Raw genomic sequence first — 19,427 nt, forward strand, 5'->3', positions numbered from 1 at the left:
TGCCGATCGCCCATGAAAAAAACCGCGTCAGCGATTGACGCGGCTTTCTCCTGTCACGCGGATCGGCGGGCCGTCAGGCCTTGGCGATCAGCGCCTCGACTTCGGCGATGCGCGCCTTCAGGGTCGGTAGGTCAGCGCTGCGCAGGGTGGCGTGGCCAACCTTGCGCCCGGCCTTGAAGGCCTTGCCGTAGTGGTGCAGGTGGCAGTCGGCGATGTTCAGCACTTCAGCCACCGGCGGCACTTCGCCGATGAAGTTGAGCATGGCGCTCTCGCCCACTTTCGCGGTCGAGCCCAGCGGCAGGCCGGCGATGGCGCGCACGTGGTTCTCGAATTGGCTGCACTCGGAACCTTCGATGGTCCAGTGGCCGGAGTTGTGCACGCGCGGGGCGATTTCGTTGGCCTTCAGGCCGCCGTCGACTTCGAAGAACTCGAAAGCCATCACGCCAACGTACTGCAGCTTGTCCAGCACGCGGCCGACGTAGTCTTCGGCCAGCGCCTGCAGCGGGTGCTCGGTGCTCGCCACGGAAAGGCGCAGGATTCCGTTCTCGTGGGTGTTGTGCACCAGCGGGTAGAAGCGCGTTTCGCCGTCGCGGGCGCGTACCGCCACCAGCGAGACTTCGCCGGTGAAGGGCACGAAACCTTCGAGGATGCACGGCACGCTGCCCAGTTCGGCGAAGGCGCCGGTGACGTCCTCGGCCTTGCGCAGGACCTTCTGGCCCTTGCCGTCGTAGCCCAGGGTGCGGGTCTTCATCACCGCCGGCAGGCCGATGCTGGCCACCGCGGCGTCGAGGTCGGCCTGGGACTGCACGTCGGCGAAGGCCGGGGTCGGGATGCCCAGGTCCTTGAACATGGACTTCTCGAACCAGCGGTCGCGGGCGATGCGCAGCGACTCGGCGTTCGGATAGACCGGCACGAACTGCGAGAGGAAGGCCACGGTCTCGGCCGGCACGCTCTCGAACTCGAAGGTCACCAGGTCGACTTCATCGGCCAGCTGGCGCAGGTGATCCTGGTCGCTGTAGTCAGCGCGAATATGCTCGCCCAGGGCTTGCGCGCAGGCGTCCGGCGCCGGGTCGAGGAAGGCGAAGTTCATGCCCAGCGGGGTGCCCGCCAGGGACAGCATGCGGCCCAGCTGGCCGCCACCGATGACACCGATCTTCATGGTCGTACTCAGGCCTCGCGCGGATCGGGATTGTCCAGCACCGTCTCGGTCTGGGTGGCGCGGAACTGCTTCAGCGCCTCGTGGTATTTGGGGTACTTGGCGCCCAGGATGCTGGCGGAGAGCAGGGCTGCGTTGGTCGCGCCGGCCTTGCCGATGGCCAGGGTGGCGACCGGGACGCCGGCGGGCATCTGCACGATGGACAGCAGCGAATCGACGCCCGAGAGCATGGAGGACTGTACCGGCACGCCGAGGACCGGCAGATGGGTCTTGGCGGCGCACATGCCCGGCAGGTGGGCGGCACCGCCGGCACCGGCGATGATCACTTCGATGCCACGGCCATCGGCCTCTTCGGCGTACTGGAAGAGCAGGTCCGGAGTACGGTGGGCGGAAACCACCTTCACTTCATACGGAATGCCGAGCTTGTCCAGCATGTCTGCGGTGTGGCTCAGGGTGCTCCAGTCGGATTTGGAACCCATGATCACGCCAACCAGTGCGCTCATCGTCGTGCCTCTCTCAAGTGCGCTCTTGGGCGCGTCAGAAACCAACAAGCCACGCTCGTCGGAGGCGTGGCTTGTACGTGGCCAAACCGGCGGGCAGTGCCGGCTTGAAGGCGGCGCAGTATACCGCAAAGGATGTGGCGCAGTGCACTGGGCATGACCGTTGGTCCCGATTTCGTCATTCCGGCACCGGCAAGGCCTGCGACGACCTCGGTAAAGCTTGCCGCAGCTCAAGATGGCCTAGGCTCAGAGGCTCAGACTCGTCTGACACGAACCTGCCCGGATGGGGCAGGTCCCTCACCCTTCAAGGAGCGAGCGCAATGTCCACGACCCTGCCCACGACCATGAAAGCCGCTGTCGTCCACGCCTTTGGCGAGCCACTGCGGATCGAGGAAGTCAAAGTCCCGCTGCCCGGCCCCGGGCAGATCCTGGTGAAGATCGAGGCGTCCGGCGTCTGCCACACCGACCTTCACGCCGCCGAAGGCGACTGGCCGGTGAAGCCGAGCCTGCCCTTTATCCCCGGCCATGAGGGCGTCGGCTTTGTCGCCGCAGTCGGCGCCGGCGTCACCCGCGTGAAGGAAGGCGACCGCGTCGGTGTGCCCTGGCTGTACACCGCCTGCGGCTGCTGCGAGCACTGCCTGACCGGCTGGGAAACCCTCTGCGAGAGCCAGCAGAACACCGGCTATTCGGTGAACGGCGGCTACGCCGAATATGTGCTGGCGGACCCGAACTACGTCGGCATCCTGCCCAAGGAAGTCAGCTTCCTGGAAATCGCGCCGATCCTCTGCGCGGGCGTCACCGTCTACAAGGGCCTGAAGGAAACCGGCGCGCGCCCCGGCCAGTGGGTGGCGATCTCCGGCATCGGCGGCCTGGGCCACGTGGCCGTGCAGTACGCTAAGGCCATGGGCCTGCATGTGGTGGCGGTGGACGTGGATGACGCCAAGCTGGAGCTCGCCAGGCGCCTGGGCGCCAGCCTGACCGTCAACGCGAAGAAGGAAGACCCGGTCGAGGTGGTGCAGCGCGATATCGGCGGCGCCCACGGCGTGCTGGTCACGGCGGTGTCCAACAGCGCCTTCGGCCAGGGCATCGGCATGGCCCGTCGCGGCGGCACCGTGTCGCTGGTCGGCCTGCCGCCGGGCGATTTCCCCACGCCGATCTTCGACGTGGTGCTCAAGGGCCTGCACATCACCGGCTCCATCGTCGGCACCCGCGCCGACCTGCAGGAAGCCCTGGACTTCGCTGGCGAAGGCCTTGTGAAGGCCACCGTCGCCTCCGGCAAGCTGGATGACATCAACGCCATCCTCGACCGCATGCGCGCCGGGCAGATCGAAGGGCGGATCGTCGTCGAGATGTAAGCCCCCCACTCCCTCGTAGGATGGCGTGGAGCGCAGCGATACCCATCAACCGCGACGCCGACAGCATGGGTATCGCGGATGAAGTCCGCTCCTGCATGAAATCCTGCACGAGGGCCTTCCCTCTCCCTAACCCTCTCCCTGAAGGGAGAGGGGACCGTTCGGTGCAGAGTGAAACCACGGCGCCAGGCGGATAACGCCGGGGCCGTTATGCGCCCTGCAAAGCGAGCGCGTCTTCCGGGTCAGAACTCCACCGTGGTCGAGAACTCGAACTGCCGCGGCTCGCCGATGGCCACGTAGAGGTTGTTCGCGGCCGACGGGTAATAGGTGCGGTCGAACAGGTTCTTCACGTTGAACTGGAAGCCGACGTTATGCCCGCCCAGCTTGGTGTCGTAGCTGGCGAAAGCATCGGCCACGGTGTAGGACGGCAGCTCGAAGGAGTTGGACGGGTCGCCCGCGCGCTTGCCCACATAGCGCGCGCCGCCCCCAAGACGCAGATCGTCGCCGCCGAGCAGCGAGCCGGCGTCGTACACCGCCGTCAGCGAGGCGGTTTCCTTCGCCACGTTCTGCAGGCGGTTGCCTTCCAGCTCCGGGTCATCGGTCACTTCCGCGTCCAGCCAGGCGTAGCTGCCGAGCAGGCTCCAGCTTTCGCTCAGTTGGCCGGTCACATCCAGCTCGGCGCCATAGGAGCGCACCTTGCCGGCGGTGCTGACGCGACTGTCGCCGTTGGCGTCGAGCTGGGTGACCATCACGTTGCGCTTGCGGATGTCGAAGAACGCCAGGTTGGCGGTGACGCGGCCGGGGATGTCGAGCTTGCCGCCGATTTCCCAGGACGAAGCCTCCTCAGGCTGGATCGCCGAGTCGATCACCTCGCCGGTGGAGAGCGGCGCAATGGTGGAGTTGGGCTTGAACGATTGGGTGTAGCTGCCATACAGCGAAACCTCGTCGTTGACCTTGTAGAGCACACCCGCGCGCGGCACCCACTTCTGCCCGCTGATGTCGGTGTTGGCCTTGAACGGCCGGCCGCGCCCGGCGTACTGGTCGTACATCTGGTAGCGCCCGCCGGCGACCAGAATCCAGTGGTCGTCCAGGTGCCAGGAATCCTGCAGGAACAGCGAGTCGCTGCGCAGCTTGTCGGTCTGGTCGCTGTCGCTGGCGCTGACACTGGTGGCCGGGGAAATCTGCCCATAGACCGGGTCGAGGTAGTTCAGCGTGGTGTTCTTGGTGTCGCGGATCAGGTCGGCGCGGTAGATCTTGCGCTTCTCGCTGTCGATGCCGACCACCAGCTCGTGGCGAAAGCCGCCCAGTTGCAGGTCGCCGTTCAGGCTGGCGGTGGCGAAGCTGTCGCTGCTCACCGCGCCGTGGGTGCCGTCGACACGGCGGGTCACGGTGCCGTTGCTGTTCACCTTGGTCACCCGCGCCTGGTTGTCGTCGTAGGTCTCGCGGGTCCAGCCGTAGGCGAAGTGCGCCTTCCACGCGTCGTCGAGACGGTGCTCGATATCCAGGCGGCTCAGGTCGGAGCGGCCTTCGGTGATGTTGAACGGCTCGTCCAGCCGGCGGGTACGCGGGATGTCCAGCGGCCGGTTGGTGCGTGGATCGATGGCGGTGCCACGGTCGAACGGCGTCTTGAACTCGCGGTGCTCGTAGCTGAGGTTGACCGTGGTGTCCTCGCCGAACCAGGCCAGCGACGGCGCGACGAGGGTCTCGCGCTGCTGGCCGAAATTGCGCCAGTAGTTCTCGTCCTGGTGATCGACGATCAGCCGATAGGCCAGATTGCTTTCACCCAGCGCGCCGGTGCTGTCGATCTGCGCGCCGCTGCCCTGCTTGCCGTGGGCGAAGGTCGAGCCACGCAGGGTGACGGCGTTGTACTGCTGCAGCTGCGGCTTCTTGCTCACCACGTTGACCACACCGCCCGGGTCCTGGATGCCGTAAAGCACGGAGGCCGGGCCCTTGAGCACCTCGACGTGATCGGCGGTGGCGGTGAGGTTGCGGCCCAGCACCGAGGGCAGCCCGTCACGCATGATCGAGCCGTCGCGGTTGTCGCCGAAGCCGCGCTTCATCACCGCATCCTGGGTGCCGCCGAGGGTGTTGGCCTGGGTCACGCCGCTGATGTTGCCCAGCGCGTCGTCGAGGTTGCGCGGCTTCTGGTCGCGCAGCGCCTGCGCCGGGACGGTGACGATGGTCTGCGGGGTTTCCAGCACCGGCGTGTCGGTGCGGCCGATGGAAGCCACCGGCGCCGGCTGGTAGCTGGTGGCAGCGGCCTGGCCGGTGACGGTGGTGTCGGTCAGGCTCAGGGGATCGGCGGGCAGGCGCTCCAGCGTCAGGGTACGGCCGTCGAGAGGACGAAAGCGGTAGCCGGAACCGCTGAGCAGACGGTTCAGCGCGGCATTGGCGCTGAGCTGGCCGGAGACCGCCGGGGCCTTGAGGTCGTATGGCGCCTCATCGGTGTAGACCACGCTCAGGCCGGTCACCCGGCTGAACTCGCTGAGTGCCTGGGGCAGCGGCTGCGTGGCGATGGCGAACCCATATTTCGCCTGCAGCGCGGAACTGGCGGCGGCTTGTTCCGCCAATGCGGCCGGCGCCTGCGCGGCGACCAGGGCGGTGCCGAGCACGAAGGCGGCGAGCGGTTTCAGGGACAGTTCGGGGACAGCGCGGCGCAGCGGGGTCATCGGGGGCTCACTTGCTCGAAAGGTCGACTTCACATGCGAATAAATCGCATTCATGACCACTACACGGAGCAGCCGCCTCGGTACCTCATCCCTTTTTCGAAAATATTTTCCGCGCTCAGCGAATCAGCAAGAAGCGCCCGAGCAGCGGCTGCTGGCGGAAGCCCACCACCGCCTGCAGCGAATCCAGCGCGGCCTGTGGGTCGGCGCTGCGGAAACTGCCGCTGACCCGACGCTGCGCCAGTTCGTTATCGAGCAACACGATGCGCCCCGGATAGTAGGTGCCCAGGCGCTCCAGCACCTCGCCCAGCGGCGCGCGGTAGAAGGTCAGCCAACCCTGGCGCCAGGCCAGCGCGGCCTGGGCGTCGGCGGGCTGGGCATCGCCCAGTCTGGTGCCGTCGATGCCGACGCGTTCGCCTGCGCCAAGTACTACTTCCGGCACGCCCACCGCGTGGCTGCCGCGTACCGAGACGCGGCCCTCAGCGACGGTGACGCGGGTCTGCTCGCCCAGGCGACGGACTTCGAATTCGGTGCCCAGCACCCGCGCTTCGCCTTCGCCCGCACGCACCACGAAGGGCTTCGGCAGGTGTTTCACGGCAAAGGAGGCGGCGCCGCGCAACAGGTCGACGCGGCGCTGCTCGCCATCCAGGGAGACGGCGACGGCGCTGTCGGCATCCAGGGTCAGATGCGAGCCGTCGTCCAGGGTGATCTCGCGCACTTCACCCGGCGCGCTGACGTAGTCGGCGGACAGATCGGTGAGCCAGTTGCCCGGCGACCACCAGCCACCGGCCCAGAGCATCAGCAACAGGCAGGCGGCGCTGGCCAGCGGATAACCCCAGCGTCGGTGATTGGGTTGCGCACGGCGAGTAGCAGGGCGCTCCATCTGCGCGAGATAGGCGTTCAAGGCATCGCCCTCCTCCGCCGCCAGCCGTTGCGCCGGCGCGGCACTGGCCTGCCACAGCGCATCGACTTCGGCATAGGCGCTGGCGTGCCGGGGATCAGCCGCCAGCCAGGCCTGGAAAGCACCCAGCCAGGCTTCGCCGCCGCGATCCTGCAGACGCAGCAGCCACTGGCGCGCCTGACGCTGGGCGTCCTCGGGCGAGGTGGCGATTTCGGGCTTCATCGGTCGGCGGCTCCACGGCGATTGGCCGGCGCGGCGGGCATCAGGCTCGCCTTGCAGGCATCGAGGGCGCGCATCATATGTTTTTCCACCGCGCTCTGGGAAAGCCCCATGGCCGTGGCGATCTCGCCGTAGGTGCGGCCGTGCACGCGGCTGAGCAGGAAGATGTGGCGGGTGCGCTCGGGCAACTGGCGCAGGGCGTCTTCTATGAGATCCAGGTCGGCGCCGGCCTGCACCGCTTGTTCGGGCGAAGGCTGGGCATCGTCGTCATCGGGCAGCAGCGCGCTCAGGGTGCGGCCGCGCGAGTCCTCGCCACGCAGATGGTCGATGGCGAGGTTGCGCGCACTGCGCAGCAGGTAGCTGCCGAGTTCTTCCACGGGCGCCTGAGGGCGCTTCCAGAAGCGCAGGAACAGGTCCTGCACCAGGTCCGCCGCGGTGGCTCGGCAGCCGACGCGACGCTGCACCAGCGCCTCCATGCGCGAGCGCTGGGACAGGAACACCTGCAGGAAGTCCTCGCGCGGCAGCGCCTCGGCGGGCGCCGGGGCGTCCGCGGCACGGGAATCGGCCGAGCGGTCGGAATGGGACATCGGGGACGGTGGCTCGCCAGCGGTCCGCACCGAAGCCGGCGCGAGGGGAAGACCCTGGAAAGCCGCAAATGATAATGCTTATCAAATAAACGGAACAGTCCCGGTCGTCCGCCTCCAACCGGCGGATCAGGGCGTCTCGTCCAGCCCCAGGCCGCCTTCCAGCTTGCGCCAGAGCAGACGGATCTGCGCCTTGCGCACCAGGGCGCAGCGGTACAGGCGGATTTCCTGCGGGACGATCCAGTGCGGGCCACCGCACAGCGCCAGCTCGCCGCGCGCCAGCTCCGACTCCATGCTCAGGCGCGGCACCCAGGCCACGCCCATGCCCTGCAGGGCCATGCTCTTCAGGCTGTCGGCCATCGCCGTTTCATAGACAGTGGTGTAGCGCAGGTTGCGCTGGCGCAGCAGCAGGTTCACCCCGCGCCCGAGGAAGGCGCCGGCGCTGTACGCCAGCAGCGGCACGCTCTGGCCGCTGTCCAGGTCGTAGAGCGGCACGCCGGCGGAGTTCACCGCGCACACCGGCAGCATCTCGGTGCGTCCCAGGTGCAGCGAGGGGAAGACTTCCGGGTCCATCTGCAGTGCGGCGTCCGGGTCATAGAAGGCCATCATCAGGTCGCAGCCGCCTTCGCGCAGCAGGTGCACCGCCTCGCCGACGTTGGTCGCCACCAGGCGGCTGGCGATGTTCAGGCCCTCGGAGCGCAGGCGCGCGATCCACGCCGGGAAGAAGCCCAGCGCCAGGGAGTGCGCGGCGGCGAACTGCAGCACCTCGCCCTGCCCGCCTTCCAGGTGGTGCAGGTGGCGCACCACCTGGCCGAGCTGCTCGACCACCGCGCGGGCGGTGACCAGGAACAGCTGGCCGGCCTCGGTCAGCTCGATGGGCGTGCGCTGGCGGTTCACCAGGGTCAGGCCGAGGGCGTCCTCCAGGCTGCGGATACGCCGGCTGAACGCCGGCTGGGTGACAAAGCGCTTTTCAGCGGCCTGGGAAAAACTGCGGGTGGTGGCCAGGGTGCTGAAATCTTCCAGCCATTTGGTCTCGAGGTTCACGTCAACTCCAACGCTTTCACACGCTGATCGATTGGTCAGGAGCCGGGCGCGCGTAGCACAGTCATACGCTCGCCGTCATCAATTCGTCACAGGGTACATTATGCCGTTCGTGCATGAGGCAGCCTTTAACAGCATTGGCCGACGAAAGGCGAAATCCCTAGTCTACCGGGCATCGCGGCACTGGCCGTGTTCCTTTGAGACAATCTCTGTCATGTCCCCTGTTGCATCGTTCCGCATCGAGAAAGACCTCCTCGGCACCCTCGAAGTACCTTCTGACGCCTACTTCGGCATTCAGACCCTGCGCGCTGTGAACAACTTCCGCCTCTCGGGCGTGCCGCTGTCGCACTACCCGAAACTGGTCGTCGCCCTGGCGATGGTCAAGCAGGCGGCAGCCGATGCCAACCACAAACTCGGCCACCTGCCGGCAGACAAGCACGCCGCCATCAGCGAAGCCTGTGCCCGTCTGATCCGCGGTGACTTCCACGACCAGTTCGTGGTGGACATGATCCAGGGTGGCGCCGGCACCTCGACCAACATGAACGCGAACGAAGTCATCGCGAACATCGCGCTCGAAGCCATGGGCCACACCAAGGGTGAGTACAAGCACCTGCACCCGAACAACGACGTGAACATGGCGCAGTCGACCAACGACGCCTACCCGACCGCCATCCGCCTGGGCCTGCTGCTCGGCCACGACACCCTGCTGGCCAGCCTCGACAGCCTGATCCAGGCCTTCGCCGCCAAGGGCGTCGAGTTCGCCGGCGTACTGAAGATGGGCCGTACCCAGCTGCAGGACGCGGTGCCGATGACCCTCGGCCAGGAATTCCACGCCTTCGCCACCACCCTGAGCGAAGACCTCGACCGCCTGCGTCGCCTGGCGCCGGAGCTGCTGACCGAAGTGAACCTCGGCGGCACCGCGATCGGCACCGGCATCAACGCCGACCCCGGCTACCAGAAGCTGGCCGTCGAGCGCCTGGCTGAAATCAGCGGCCACCCGGTCGTCCCGGCCGCCGACCTGATCGAAGCCACCTCCGACATGGGCGCCTTCGTGCTGTTCTCCGGCATGCTCAAGCGCACCGCGGTCAAGCTGTCGAAGATCTGCAACGACCTGCGCCTGCTGTCCAGCGGCCCGCGTACCGGAATCAACGAGATCAACCTGCCGCCGCGCCAGCCGGGCAGCTCGATCATGCCGGGCAAGGTCAACCCGGTGATCCCGGAGGCCGTGAACATGTGCGCCTTCGAAATCATGGGCAACGACCTGGCGCTGACCATCGCTGCCGAAGGCGGCCAGCTGCAGCTGAACGTGATGGAGCCGCTGATCGCCTACAAGATCTTCGACTCGATCCGCCTGCTCCAGCGCGCCATGGACATGCTGCGCGAGCATTGCATCACCGGCATCACCGCCAACGTCGAGCGCTGCCACCAGCTGGTGGAGCACAGCATCGGCCTGGTCACCGCGCTGAACCCGTACATCGGCTACGAGAACTCCACCCGCATCGCCAAGATCGCGCTGGAAACCGGCCGCGGCGTACTGGAACTGGTTCGCGAGGAACAGCTGCTGGACGAAGCCACGCTGGCCGACATCCTGTTGCCGGAAAACATGATCGCCCCGCGCCTGATTCCGCTGCGCGCCTGATCACCCGCCCGGCGCGAGCCGGGCACGTCTCACCGGTTGAGGGGGAGTACTCCTTCCTCACCTTTCAGGGATTGGTTACCCCCACTCCCTTCTTTTATGCCCGGCGCGGCGGACTTGTCCGAAGCGCCACGTCTCACCGGTTGAGGGGCCTTTTGGCCCACTCTCCTTTAGAAGGGACACCGCTTACCCCGGTGTCCCCTTTTTTTGCCTGCGATTCGGGTACGACAAAGTGCACCGCGAACGTTGTCCGCGATGCCCTGCATGTACAAAAGAGACGCGCGGGATCAGTCCTGCCGTTGCAGGTGATCGAGAATCCGGCGGTTGAGGGCGGCGATACGCTCCACGGCGTCCGCCTCGTCGCACTCCCCGTCCTGCGCACCGAGCTGGCGGGCACAGAGGTTGAGCGCGGAAAGCACCATCAGCTCATTGCTGGTGACGTAGGGGAATTTCTTCTTGCTGGCGGTGATTTCCGCCTGCAACAGCGCGGCCGCGTCCTGCAGCCGGCGCTCTTCACCGGCCGGCGCCCGGACGCTGTATTCGCGTCCGAGGATGCGCAGGACGCGGACGCCGTCGCCACTCATGCGTGGGCGCGGCTGTCGCTGACGCGGCGGATCAGCGCCTGCAGGCGGGTGGCCGTGGCGTTGTGCTTCTCTTCCTGCTCCATCAGGGACAGCTGCAGGCTGTCGTTTTCCTCACGGGCCTTGAGCAGCTCTTCACGCACAGCGGCGTTGTCCTGCACCAGCACTTCGTTCTGCTGCAGCAGTTCGGCGACCAGCTGTTCAAGTTGTTCGAGGGTGGAATCGAGCATGGGAGCCTCCGCAAAGCCTTTCAAAGGGTGCGGAGGATAAAGAAAGGGGCGCGGCGGGGCCAGCAGAAACGGGAATCTTCTGACAAGCCGTATACTGTCAATTCAATAGCTTACGAGATAATTCTCGTGTCATTTCAATGATTTCCGGCCGCCAGCGTGATTTCGACCGGGAAATCGATGTCAGGGTTCGCCGCCGGACATCGGAATCAATCTGTAGGAGCGCCCCATGGGCGCGATCGCGGGCATGGCCCGCTCCTACAGGGAGCGCGGTGTCAGACGCGGATCACACCCTCTTCGCGCAGCAGCTTGAAGATCGCCTCGGCGCCCGCTTCGGCCGTGACGTCCTTGAGCACCTGCCCGGTGCCGCCGGAAGCCTTGGCGGTGGCGGCCTTCATGCGCTCGGCGCCGGTCTTCGCCTTGATCACCTTCAGGCGCTTGGGACGCGGGCGCGCCGGTTGCAGGTTGCCTTCGGCGAGCAGCGGGTCGTCCAGCACTTCCACCTCGTGGGCTTCCAGGTAGCCGCGGCGGGCCGGGCCGAAGGCACTCTGGCGAGCCACCGGGGCGGCATTGTCGACGCTGGCGACGAAGGGCAGGCGCACCTTCAGCCGGCGGCGCTGGCCACGGGGCAAGGCCTGTAGCACCTGGGCGCTGCCGCCTTCGACCTTCTCCACTTCCGCCAGGCCGACCACCAGCGGCCAGCCCAGCCGCTCGGCCAGCAGGAACGGCAGCATGCCGGAGCCTTCACCGGTTTCCGCCTGGGTACCGGTGAGTACCAGTTGCGCATCGCTGTCGCCGAGGTAAGCCGCCAGCGCCGGCAGGGCGTCGGCGCCTGCGGGCTGCTCCAGCACCGCCAGCTCGTCCAGGCCCATGCCGAGGTAGCCGCGCAGCGCTTCTTCCCCGGCGTCGCCGGCATGCACCACGCGCAGGCGCTTGCCGGCGAGGCTCATGCCCAGCTCCACCGCGCGGGCATCCTGGTCGGCGCGGCGCGCGCGGCCGGAGGCCGGGTGGGCGCCGATGGACACCAGGGCGACGATGTTCAGGTCGTTCATAAGCCACCTCGGGCTTGCAAGCTGGCGTAGGGCGAATAACGCGCAGCGTTATCCGCCGATGTGGCTACGGCGGCGGATAAAGCCTTCGGCTTTATGCGCCCTACAGTCGGAGAGAACGCCTCAGGCCGCATCGCGCGCCGCTCCATTGCGATGGGCCTCAGCCAGGGCCATCAGCGCCTTGAGGATCGCCGTGGAATCGCCGATCACCGAGAGGTCGGCGCGCTTGATCATGTCGCAGCCCGGGTCCATGTTGATCGCCACCACCTTGTCGCAGGAGCCGATGCCCTGCAGGTGCTGGATCGCCCCGGAAATGCCGACGGCAAGATAGACCCGCGCAGTCACCCAGGTGCCGGTGGCGCCGACCTGGCGGGCGCGCGGCATGTGGCCGTCGTCCACCGCCACGCGGGATGCCCCCTCGGTGGCGCCGAGAGCGATAGCGGCGCGGTGGAACAGGTCCCAGTCCTTCACGCCGTTGCCGCCGGAGAGGATGAACTCCGCCTCGGCCATGGGGATCTGCGCCGGGTCCACGGCCACCGGACCGAGGTCTTCGATACGCGGGATGTTGCGCGCGACGCTGGAGTCCAGTTCCACCGCTCGGGCTTCGTGGCGGGTCTCGCTGACCGGCTCGGCACACTCGGCAGCGGCCAGGATCAGACGTGGCAGCTCGCGGTGCAGGTCCTGCTGACCGGCGCCGGCGCGGCCGACACAACGTTCGCCTTCGGCCTGCCAGACGCGGGTCGCCGGGCGTTCGCCCAGGCTCGCGGCCAAGCGGCGGCCCAATTCGCCGCCACCGCTGCGGCTGTCGGGCAGCAACCAGTGGCGCGGGGCGAACTGGCTGTTCGCGGAGCGCAGAGCCAGCACCCGTTGTTCCGGGGCGTAGCCGTCGTACTCGTTGCCTTCGATCTGCAGCAGGCGGTCGACGCCGGCGGTATCGAAGGCGTTTTCCTTGTGCTCACCGAACACCACGGCGAGCACCGCGCCGTCGCTGCCGGCGAGCTTGCGAGCCAGGCCCAGCAGATCGCGGTCGTGGCTGGATAGACGACCGCCGACCATGTCCGGCACCACGGCAATCAGGAACGCCGGTTGTTCGATAATCACCAGCGGCAGCTGCACCACTTCCGGCGCGCTGCTGCGCTTGCCGCCGGTGCCCTGCTGACCACCGGAGCGGTCGATGCGTTTGACGCCATTGGGGCCGATGAAACCGACCGCATGGGGATTCTTGCGCACCACGCCGCCGGGGCCCATCCAGCGGCTCTCGCCGCCCTGGGCCGATTGCATGGCCGCGTGCAGCGGGTGCAGGCGGTTGCGGGCGATCCACTCGGCGCGCGGGTCGCGGCGGATGATGTCGCTCATGATTGTGACTCCGTGCGGGCGGTTGTCCCCTCACCCCAGCCCTCTCCCCAAGGAGAGGGAGTCGTCCGGGCGAGCAGGGAGAGTCGCGTTTCCAGGTTGGCACGGCCTGCCCCCTCTCCCTTTGGGAGAGGGTTGGGGTGAGGGGCTGTGGGCTGAAGGAGGATTGTCATCAGTGCACCTCCGCCGTTTCTTCACGGCGCGCCAGCGAGGGCTTTTTTGCCGGCACCTCGGTGGCCTCGATGAGGACCTCGGCAACCAGTTCGGCGATGTCCTTGATCTCCGGGCGCGGCGCGACCACGCCTTCTAGCATCGCGGTGCATTGCGGGCAGCCCACGGCCACCAACTCGGCGCCGGTCTCCTTGATGTCGGCCATGCGCATGTCGGGAATCCGCTGCTTGCCGGGGATGTCGGTGATCGGCGCGCCGCCGCCGCCGCCGCAGCAACGCGAGCGGAAGCCGGAGCGTTCCATCTCCCTGACCTCGATGCCGATGGCCTTGAGCACAGCGCGCGGGGCTTCGTACTCGCCGTTGTAGCGGCCGAGGTAGCACGGGTCGTGGTAGGTCACGCTGGCGGCCTTGCTCTGGCCGAGGTTCAGCGCGCCCTTGCGTACCAGCTCGTCGATGAAGGTGGTGTGGTGCAGCACCTGGTAGTCGCCGCCCAGCGCGCCGTACTCGTTCTTCAGCACGTGGAAACTGTGCGGGTCGCAGCTGACGATGCGCTTGAAACGGTACTTGGCCAGGGTGGCGATGTTGCGCCTGGCCAGGGTCTGGAAGGTGGCCTCGTCACCCAGGCGGCGGGCCACGTCGCCGCTGTCGCGTTCTTCCAGGCCGAGCACGGCGAAGTCCACGTTGGCGGCCTTGAGGATCTTCACGAAGGACCGCAGGGTGCGCTGGCTGCGCATGTCGAAGGCGCCATCACCGACCCAGAACAGCACGTCGGCCTCTTGCTTGTCGGCCAGCAACGGCAGGTTCAGGTCCGCCGCCCAGTTCAGCCGGCCACCGGGGGCGAAGCCGCCGGGGTTGTCGGTGGCGATGAGATTTTCCAGCACCTCGGCGCCCTTGTTCGGGGTCGCGCCCTTTTCCAGGGTGAGGTGGCGGCGCATGTCGACGATGGCGTCGACGTGCTCGATCATCATCGGGCACTCCTCGACGCAGGCGCGGCAGGTGGTGCAGGACCAGAGGGTCTCGGCATCCACCAGCGCCTTGCCGTCCAGCGCGACGATCGGCTGGTGCGGGCCGCCGCTGTGTTCGCCCAGCGGCTTGCCGGGATAAGGGCTGCCGGCGAAGTTGGCATCACTGCCGCCCGCCAGGCCGATGACCATGTCCTGGATGAGCTTCTTCGGGTTCAGCGGCTGGCCGGCGGCAAAGGCCGGGCACATGGCCTCGCACTTGCCGCACTGCACGCAGGCGTCGAAGCCGAGCAGCTGGTTCCAGGTGAAATCGGTGGGCTTCTCGACGCCCAGCGGCGCCATGGGGTCTTGCAGGTCCAGCGGCCTCAGGCCGGTGGAGCGGCCGCCACCGAAGCGCTCGGCGCGGCGGTGCCAGGCCAGGTGCAGGGCGCCAGCGAAGGCGTGCTTCATCGGGCCGCCCCAGGTCATGCCGAAGAACAGCTCGGACACGCCCCAGGCCACGCCGACGGCGAGGATGGCCGCGAGGAACCAGCCGCCGAAACCCTCCGGAAGAATGCCCGCCACCGGCAGGGTGGCGATGAAGAAGCTCGCCGAGAACATCAGCAGGCTTTTCGGCAGGCGCATCCAAGGGCCTTTCGACAGCCGCGACGGCGGGTCGAGGCGGCGCTTGGCGACGAACAGCGCGCCGCAGAACATCAGCGCGGTGGCAGCCAGCAGGGCGAAGCCGAGGATACGGCTGTGCAGGCCGAAACCGTGCACGAGGATGGCCAGCAGCGCGGCGGCGACGAAGCCGCCGGCAGTGGCCACGTGGGTCTTCGACATGTACTTGTCGCGCTCGACCACGTGGTGCAGGTCCACCAGGTAGCGGCGTGGCATCTTCAGCAGGCCGCCGATCCAGTCGACCTGGGCGGGCCGGCCGCGGCGCCACATCGAAAAGCGCTTCACAGCGCCCAGCACCGCGAGGCCGAGGGCGCTGAAGAGCAGGATGGGGAGGATGATGTTGAGCATTGTTATGGGTCTCCTCGCAGGGACCGAAATGGGGACTCCGGACCAGTCCCCTCTCCCTTCAGGGAGAGGGTTAGGGAGAGGGTGTTCGAGCCGGCACTGGGCATGGCCTGAAACACCCTCTCCCCCCGCCCTCTCCCGCAAGCGGGAGAGGGAGCTATCCGAGCCAGCCGGAGATCCTTAGCGGGCCTGAATCAGAAGTCCTTGCACAGACGCAGCGCGTCATAGATCGCGGCGTGGGTATTGCGCTGGGCCACGCAGTCGCCGATGCGGAACAGCAGGTAGCCATCACCCGGCTCGGAAAGGCACGGCTGCGGCTTGATCGCGAACAGCGCCTCGACGTCGATCTGGCCCTTGTTGCGCGAGCCCTGCTTGAGCACGTAGTACAGGCTCTCGTCCGGGCGCACGCCGTTCTCCACGACGACCTGGTCGACCACCCGCTCCTCTTTCGCGCCGGTGTATTCGTTCTCCAGCACCGCCACCAGCTTGTCGCCCTCGCGGTAGACCTTCTCCAGCATCAGGTCGCCGGTCATGATCACTTCCTTGGGGTACATGCTGCGGTAGTAGGTCGGGAAGGTGGTGCCGCCGATGGCCACGCCCGGCTTGATGTCGTCGGTGACGATCTCGACCTGGGCGCCCTTGTCGGCGAGGAAGTCCGCCACCGACATGCCGCTGAATTCGCAGATGGTGTCGTAGACCAGCACGTTCTTGCCCGGCGCTACCTTGCCGTCGAGCACGTCCCAGCTGCTGACCACCAGCCCGTCGGCGGCGCCCCAGTGTTCGTTCTGCTCGAGGAACGGGTGGCCGCCGTTGGCCAGCACCACCACGTCGGGGCGCAGGTCCAGGATGGTGTCGGCGTCCGCGCCGGTGCCCAGGCGCAGGTCGACGTTCAGCCGCGCCAGCTCCAGCTGGTACCAGCGGGTGATGCCGGCGATCTGGTCGCGCTGCGGGGCTTTCGAGGCCGTGGTGATCTGCCCGCCCAGTTGCTCCTTCTTTTCGAACAGGGTGACGTCGTGACCACGCTCGGCAGCGACGCGCGCCGCTTCCATGCCGGCCGGGCCGCCACCGACGACCACTACCTTGCGTTTTACGCCGGTGGTCTTCTCGATGATGTGCGGCACACCCATGTATTCACGGGAGGTGGCGGCGTTCTGGATGCACAGCACGTCCAGGCCCTGGTACTGGCGGTCGATGCAGTAGTTGGCGCCAACGCACTGCTTGATCTGGTCGATCTGGCCCATCTTGATCTTGGCGATCAGGTGCGGGTCGGCGATGTGCGCGCGGGTCATGCCGACCATGTCCACGTAGCCGCCTTCGAGGATGCGCGTGGCCTGGTTCGGGTCCTTGATGTTCTGCGCGTGCAGCACCGGCACGTTGACCACCTCCTTGATCCCGGCGGCCAGGTGCAGGAAGGGCTCCGGCGGGTAGGTCATGTTCGGGATGACGTTGGCCAGGGTGTTGTGGGTGTCGCAGCCCGAGCCGACCACGCCGATGAAGTCGATCATGCCGGTGTCGCTGTAGTACTTGGCGATCTGCTTCATGTCGTCGTGGGTGAGGCCGTCCGGGTGGAACTCGTCGCCGCAGATGCGCATGCCGACGCAGAAGTCGTCGCCGACTTCCTGGCGCACCGCCTTGAGCACTTCCAGGCCGAACTTCATGCGGCCTTCGAAGGTGCCGCCCCACTCGTCGGTCCGCTTGTTGACGCGCGGGCTCCAGAACTGGTCGATCATGTGCTGGTGCACGGCGGACAGCTCGACGCCATCCAGGCCGCCTTCCTTCGCCCGGCGTGCCGCCTGGGCGTAGTTGCCGATCACCCGCCAGATCTCTTCCGGCTCAATGGTCTTGCAGGTGGCGCGGTGCACCGGTTCGCGGATGCCCGAGGGCGACATCAGGGTCGGCCAGTTGAAGCCGTCCCAGCGCGAGCGGCGGCCCATGTGGGTAATCTGGATCATGATCTTGGCCCCATGCTTGTGCATGGCGTCGGCCAGGTTCTGGAAGTGCGGGATGATGCGGTCGGTGGAGAGGTTCACCGAGCTCCACCATTCCTGCGGGCTGTCGATGGCGACCACGGAGGAACCGCCGCAGATGGCCAAGCCGATGCCGCCCTTGGCCTTCTCCTCGTAATACTTCACGTAGCGCTCGGTGGTCATGCCGCCATCGGTGGCGTAGACCTCGGCGTGGGCGGTGGAGAGCACGCGGTTGCGGATGGTCAGCTTGCCGATCTGGATCGGCTGGAACATTGCCTCGAAAGCCATTGCGGCATCCTCACGGGATCAGAGGTTTCTTGTTGTGGTGGCGGCCCGCGGGCCGCCGGTACCGAAGTCGTGGATCAGAGAGGTTTGACGACGAACAGGCCGTCGTCGTGGCCTTCCTCGGCGCCGCTGTAGACCTGCTCGGCCACGGTGCGCAGGTCGCTGCCGCGTGCCTGGAGAATCTGGTCCATGGCGCCGGCGAACCAACCGGTGAACATGTAGTCGACCTTGCGGTTGACCTTGCCGTAGACGTACACGAAGGCTGAATGCTTCAGGCGTACCTGGGCGGTGCCCTTGTCGAGATCGATCTGCTCGATCTGGAACAGGCCCCAGCCGCGCTGGGACAGGCGCTTCATGTAGTGCTCGAAGACTTCCACGCCGACCAGGCCGTGGCACTCGGCTTCCTTCTCGCACCAGTGCCAGGCGGACTTGTAGCCGGCCTTGTAGAGGATTTCGGCATAGCGCTCGGCGCCCAGCTCTTCCTCGATGCCCATATGGTTGTTGACGAAGAAGTGCCGCGGTACGTAGAGCATCGGCAGGGCGTCGGAGGTCCAGACGCCGGTTTCGCTGTCGACTTCGATGGGCAGTTCGGGGGCGTGTTTGGCCATGAGGTTTCGCTCCAATTCTTTTGGCTCCCTCTCCCTTGGGGAGAGGGTTGGGGTGAGGGGTTCTACGGGTGAGCGCGACAGCCCTCACCCCGGCCCTAGCTGCGCGCCCCGCTCCTGAGGGAGAGGGGGAAAAGCGGATTACTCGCCCCAGACTTCGCCGAGGATGCGCACCCAGTTCTCGCCCATGACCTTGCGCACCACGCGCTCGGGCATGCCGCGCTTGAGCAGGGTTTCGGTGAGGTTGGGGAATTCGCCCACAGTGCGGATGCCCAGCGGGTTGACGATCTTCCCGAAGTTGGTGAGGCGGCGGGCGTAACCCTTGTCGTGGGTCAGCCACTCGAAGAAGTCCTGGCCGTGGCCCTGGGTGAAGTCGGTGCCGATGCCGATGGCGTCCTCGCCGACGATGTTCATCACGTACTCGATGGCTTCGGCGTAGTCGTCGATGGTCGAGTCGATGCCCTTGGCGAGGAAGGGCGCGAACATGGTCACGCCGACGAAGCCGCCGTGGTCGGCGATGAACTTCAGCTCGGCGTCGGATTTGTTGCGCGGGTGTTCTTTGAGGCCGGACGGCAGGCAGTGGGAGTAGGTGACGGGCTTCTTCGACTCGAGGATGACTTCCTCGGAGGTCTTGGAGCCGACGTGGGACAGGTCGCACATGATGCCGACGCGGTTCATCTCCGCGACGATCTCGCGGCCGAAGCCGGAGAGGCCGCCGTCGCGCTCGTAGCAGCCGGTGCCGACCAGGTTCTGGGTGTTGTAGCACATCTGCACGATGCCCACGCCCAGCTGCTTGAACACCTCGACGTAGCCCAGCTGGTCCTCGAACGCATGGGCATTCTGGAAACCGAAGAGGATGCCGGTCTTGCCCTGCTCCTTGGCCTTGCGGATGTCGGCGGTGGAGCGCACCTGCAGCACCAGGTCGCTGTTGTCGCGGATCAGCTTGCTGCTGGAGACGATGTTGTTCACCGTCGCCTGGAATCCTTCCCACACCGACACGGTGCAGTTGGCGGCGGTCAGGCCGCCCTTGCGCATGTCCTCGAACAGCTCGCGGTTCCATTTGGCGATGATCAGGCCATCGATGACGATGCTGTCGGCGTGAAGTTCGGCTGGGCTCATCTTGGCGTCTCTCTTATCAGGGCCGGCTGGTCAGGCAAGGCTTGTCAGG

At 66.9% G+C, this 19,427-nt stretch carries 16 protein-coding genes; 2 read left to right on the forward strand and 14 right to left on the reverse strand.

All coding sequences use genetic code 11. The annotated features are described in order from the left end of the window. Positions 1–73: 73 nt before the first annotated feature. Together ABKS89_RS29725 and purE are read right to left on the reverse strand one after the other, a co-directional pair. Entirely contained in the window at positions 74–1,159 is a 1,086-nt protein-coding gene (locus ABKS89_RS29725) for a 5-(carboxyamino)imidazole ribonucleotide synthase (RefSeq protein WP_138213649.1), read from the reverse strand. A gap of 8 nt (positions 1,160–1,167) precedes the next feature. Continuing rightward, a complete protein-coding gene (gene purE / locus ABKS89_RS29730; protein WP_024766741.1) occupies positions 1,168–1,659 on the reverse strand; it encodes a 5-(carboxyamino)imidazole ribonucleotide mutase in 492 nt (163 codons plus the stop codon). A gap of 317 nt (positions 1,660–1,976) precedes the next feature. On the opposite strand from purE, the gene adhP reads away from it, so the two are divergent. Continuing rightward, complete coding sequence (gene adhP, locus ABKS89_RS29735; RefSeq protein WP_348590170.1) at positions 1,977–3,011, forward strand: alcohol dehydrogenase AdhP; 1,035 nt, start codon at positions 1,977–1,979, stop codon at positions 3,009–3,011. A 239-nt stretch (positions 3,012–3,250) separates the two neighbouring features. Here adhP and ABKS89_RS29740 read toward each other — a convergent pair whose 3' ends face one another. The 4 genes from ABKS89_RS29740 to ABKS89_RS29755 all read right to left on the reverse strand — a co-directional run bounded on the left by ABKS89_RS29740 (position 3,251) and on the right by ABKS89_RS29755 (position 8,422). After that, positions 3,251–5,677, reverse strand: coding sequence for a TonB-dependent siderophore receptor (locus tag ABKS89_RS29740; RefSeq protein ID WP_348590169.1), 2,427 nt, complete (start codon positions 5,675–5,677; stop codon positions 3,251–3,253). Positions 5,678–5,792: 115 nt separating this feature from the next. Then, on the reverse strand, positions 5,793–6,797 hold the full coding sequence (locus ABKS89_RS29745; protein WP_348590167.1) for a FecR family protein: 1,005 nt from the start codon (positions 6,795–6,797) through the stop codon (positions 5,793–5,795). After that, positions 6,794–7,381, reverse strand: coding sequence for an RNA polymerase sigma factor (locus ABKS89_RS29750; protein WP_348590166.1), 588 nt, complete (start codon positions 7,379–7,381; stop codon positions 6,794–6,796). Before ABKS89_RS29750 ends, ABKS89_RS29745 begins: the two co-directional genes overlap by 4 nt. 126 nt (positions 7,382–7,507) lie before the next feature. Continuing rightward, positions 7,508–8,422, reverse strand: a complete 915-nt coding sequence (locus ABKS89_RS29755) for a LysR substrate-binding domain-containing protein (protein ID WP_184597678.1) — start codon at positions 8,420–8,422, stop codon at positions 7,508–7,510. 211 nt (positions 8,423–8,633) lie between these two features. Here ABKS89_RS29755 and ABKS89_RS29760 point away from each other — a divergent pair, with 211 nt between their 5' ends. After that, the gene (locus tag ABKS89_RS29760; protein WP_348590164.1) at positions 8,634–10,058 is read left to right on the forward strand and encodes an aspartate ammonia-lyase; all 1,425 of its coding nucleotides are present in this window, start codon (positions 8,634–8,636) and stop codon (positions 10,056–10,058) included. Between the two features lie 284 nt (positions 10,059–10,342). Here ABKS89_RS29760 and ABKS89_RS29765 read toward each other — a convergent pair whose 3' ends face one another. From ABKS89_RS29765 to ABKS89_RS29800, 8 genes are all read right to left on the reverse strand, one after another. Then, positions 10,343–10,639, reverse strand: a complete 297-nt coding sequence (locus ABKS89_RS29765) for a cell division protein ZapA (protein WP_081519136.1) — start codon at positions 10,637–10,639, stop codon at positions 10,343–10,345. Next, entirely contained in the window at positions 10,636–10,866 is a 231-nt protein-coding gene (locus ABKS89_RS29770) for a hypothetical protein (protein ID WP_138213642.1), read from the reverse strand. The genes ABKS89_RS29765 and ABKS89_RS29770 overlap by 4 nt, the downstream gene beginning before the upstream one ends. A gap of 272 nt (positions 10,867–11,138) precedes the next feature. Beyond that, positions 11,139–11,915, reverse strand: a complete 777-nt coding sequence (gene etfB / locus ABKS89_RS29775; RefSeq protein WP_138213641.1) for an electron transfer flavoprotein subunit beta — start codon at positions 11,913–11,915, stop codon at positions 11,139–11,141. A 120-nt stretch (positions 11,916–12,035) separates the two neighbouring features. After that, entirely contained in the window at positions 12,036–13,268 is a 1,233-nt protein-coding gene (etfA, locus tag ABKS89_RS29780; RefSeq protein ID WP_348590163.1) for an electron transfer flavoprotein subunit alpha, read from the reverse strand. Between the two features lie 169 nt (positions 13,269–13,437). Continuing rightward, positions 13,438–15,405: a dimethylglycine demethylation protein DgcB gene (dgcB, locus tag ABKS89_RS29785; protein ID WP_348590162.1), complete on the reverse strand. Its 1,968-nt coding sequence runs from the start codon at positions 15,403–15,405 to the stop codon at positions 13,438–13,440. Positions 15,406–15,596: 191 nt separating this feature from the next. Continuing rightward, entirely contained in the window at positions 15,597–17,657 is a 2,061-nt protein-coding gene (gene dgcA / locus ABKS89_RS29790; protein WP_348590161.1) for a dimethylglycine demethylation protein DgcA, read from the reverse strand. A 74-nt stretch (positions 17,658–17,731) separates the two neighbouring features. Next, on the reverse strand, positions 17,732–18,262 hold the full coding sequence (locus tag ABKS89_RS29795; protein ID WP_138213637.1) for a 4-vinyl reductase: 531 nt from the start codon (positions 18,260–18,262) through the stop codon (positions 17,732–17,734). A gap of 138 nt (positions 18,263–18,400) precedes the next feature. After that, positions 18,401–19,378, reverse strand: a complete 978-nt coding sequence (locus tag ABKS89_RS29800; RefSeq protein WP_192294638.1) for a dipeptidase — start codon at positions 19,376–19,378, stop codon at positions 18,401–18,403. Between the last annotated feature and the right edge of the window lie 49 nt (positions 19,379–19,427).

This window comes from Pseudomonas sp. LABIM340, assembly GCF_040017195.2.
Lineage (GTDB): Bacteria > Pseudomonadota > Gammaproteobacteria > Pseudomonadales > Pseudomonadaceae > Pseudomonas.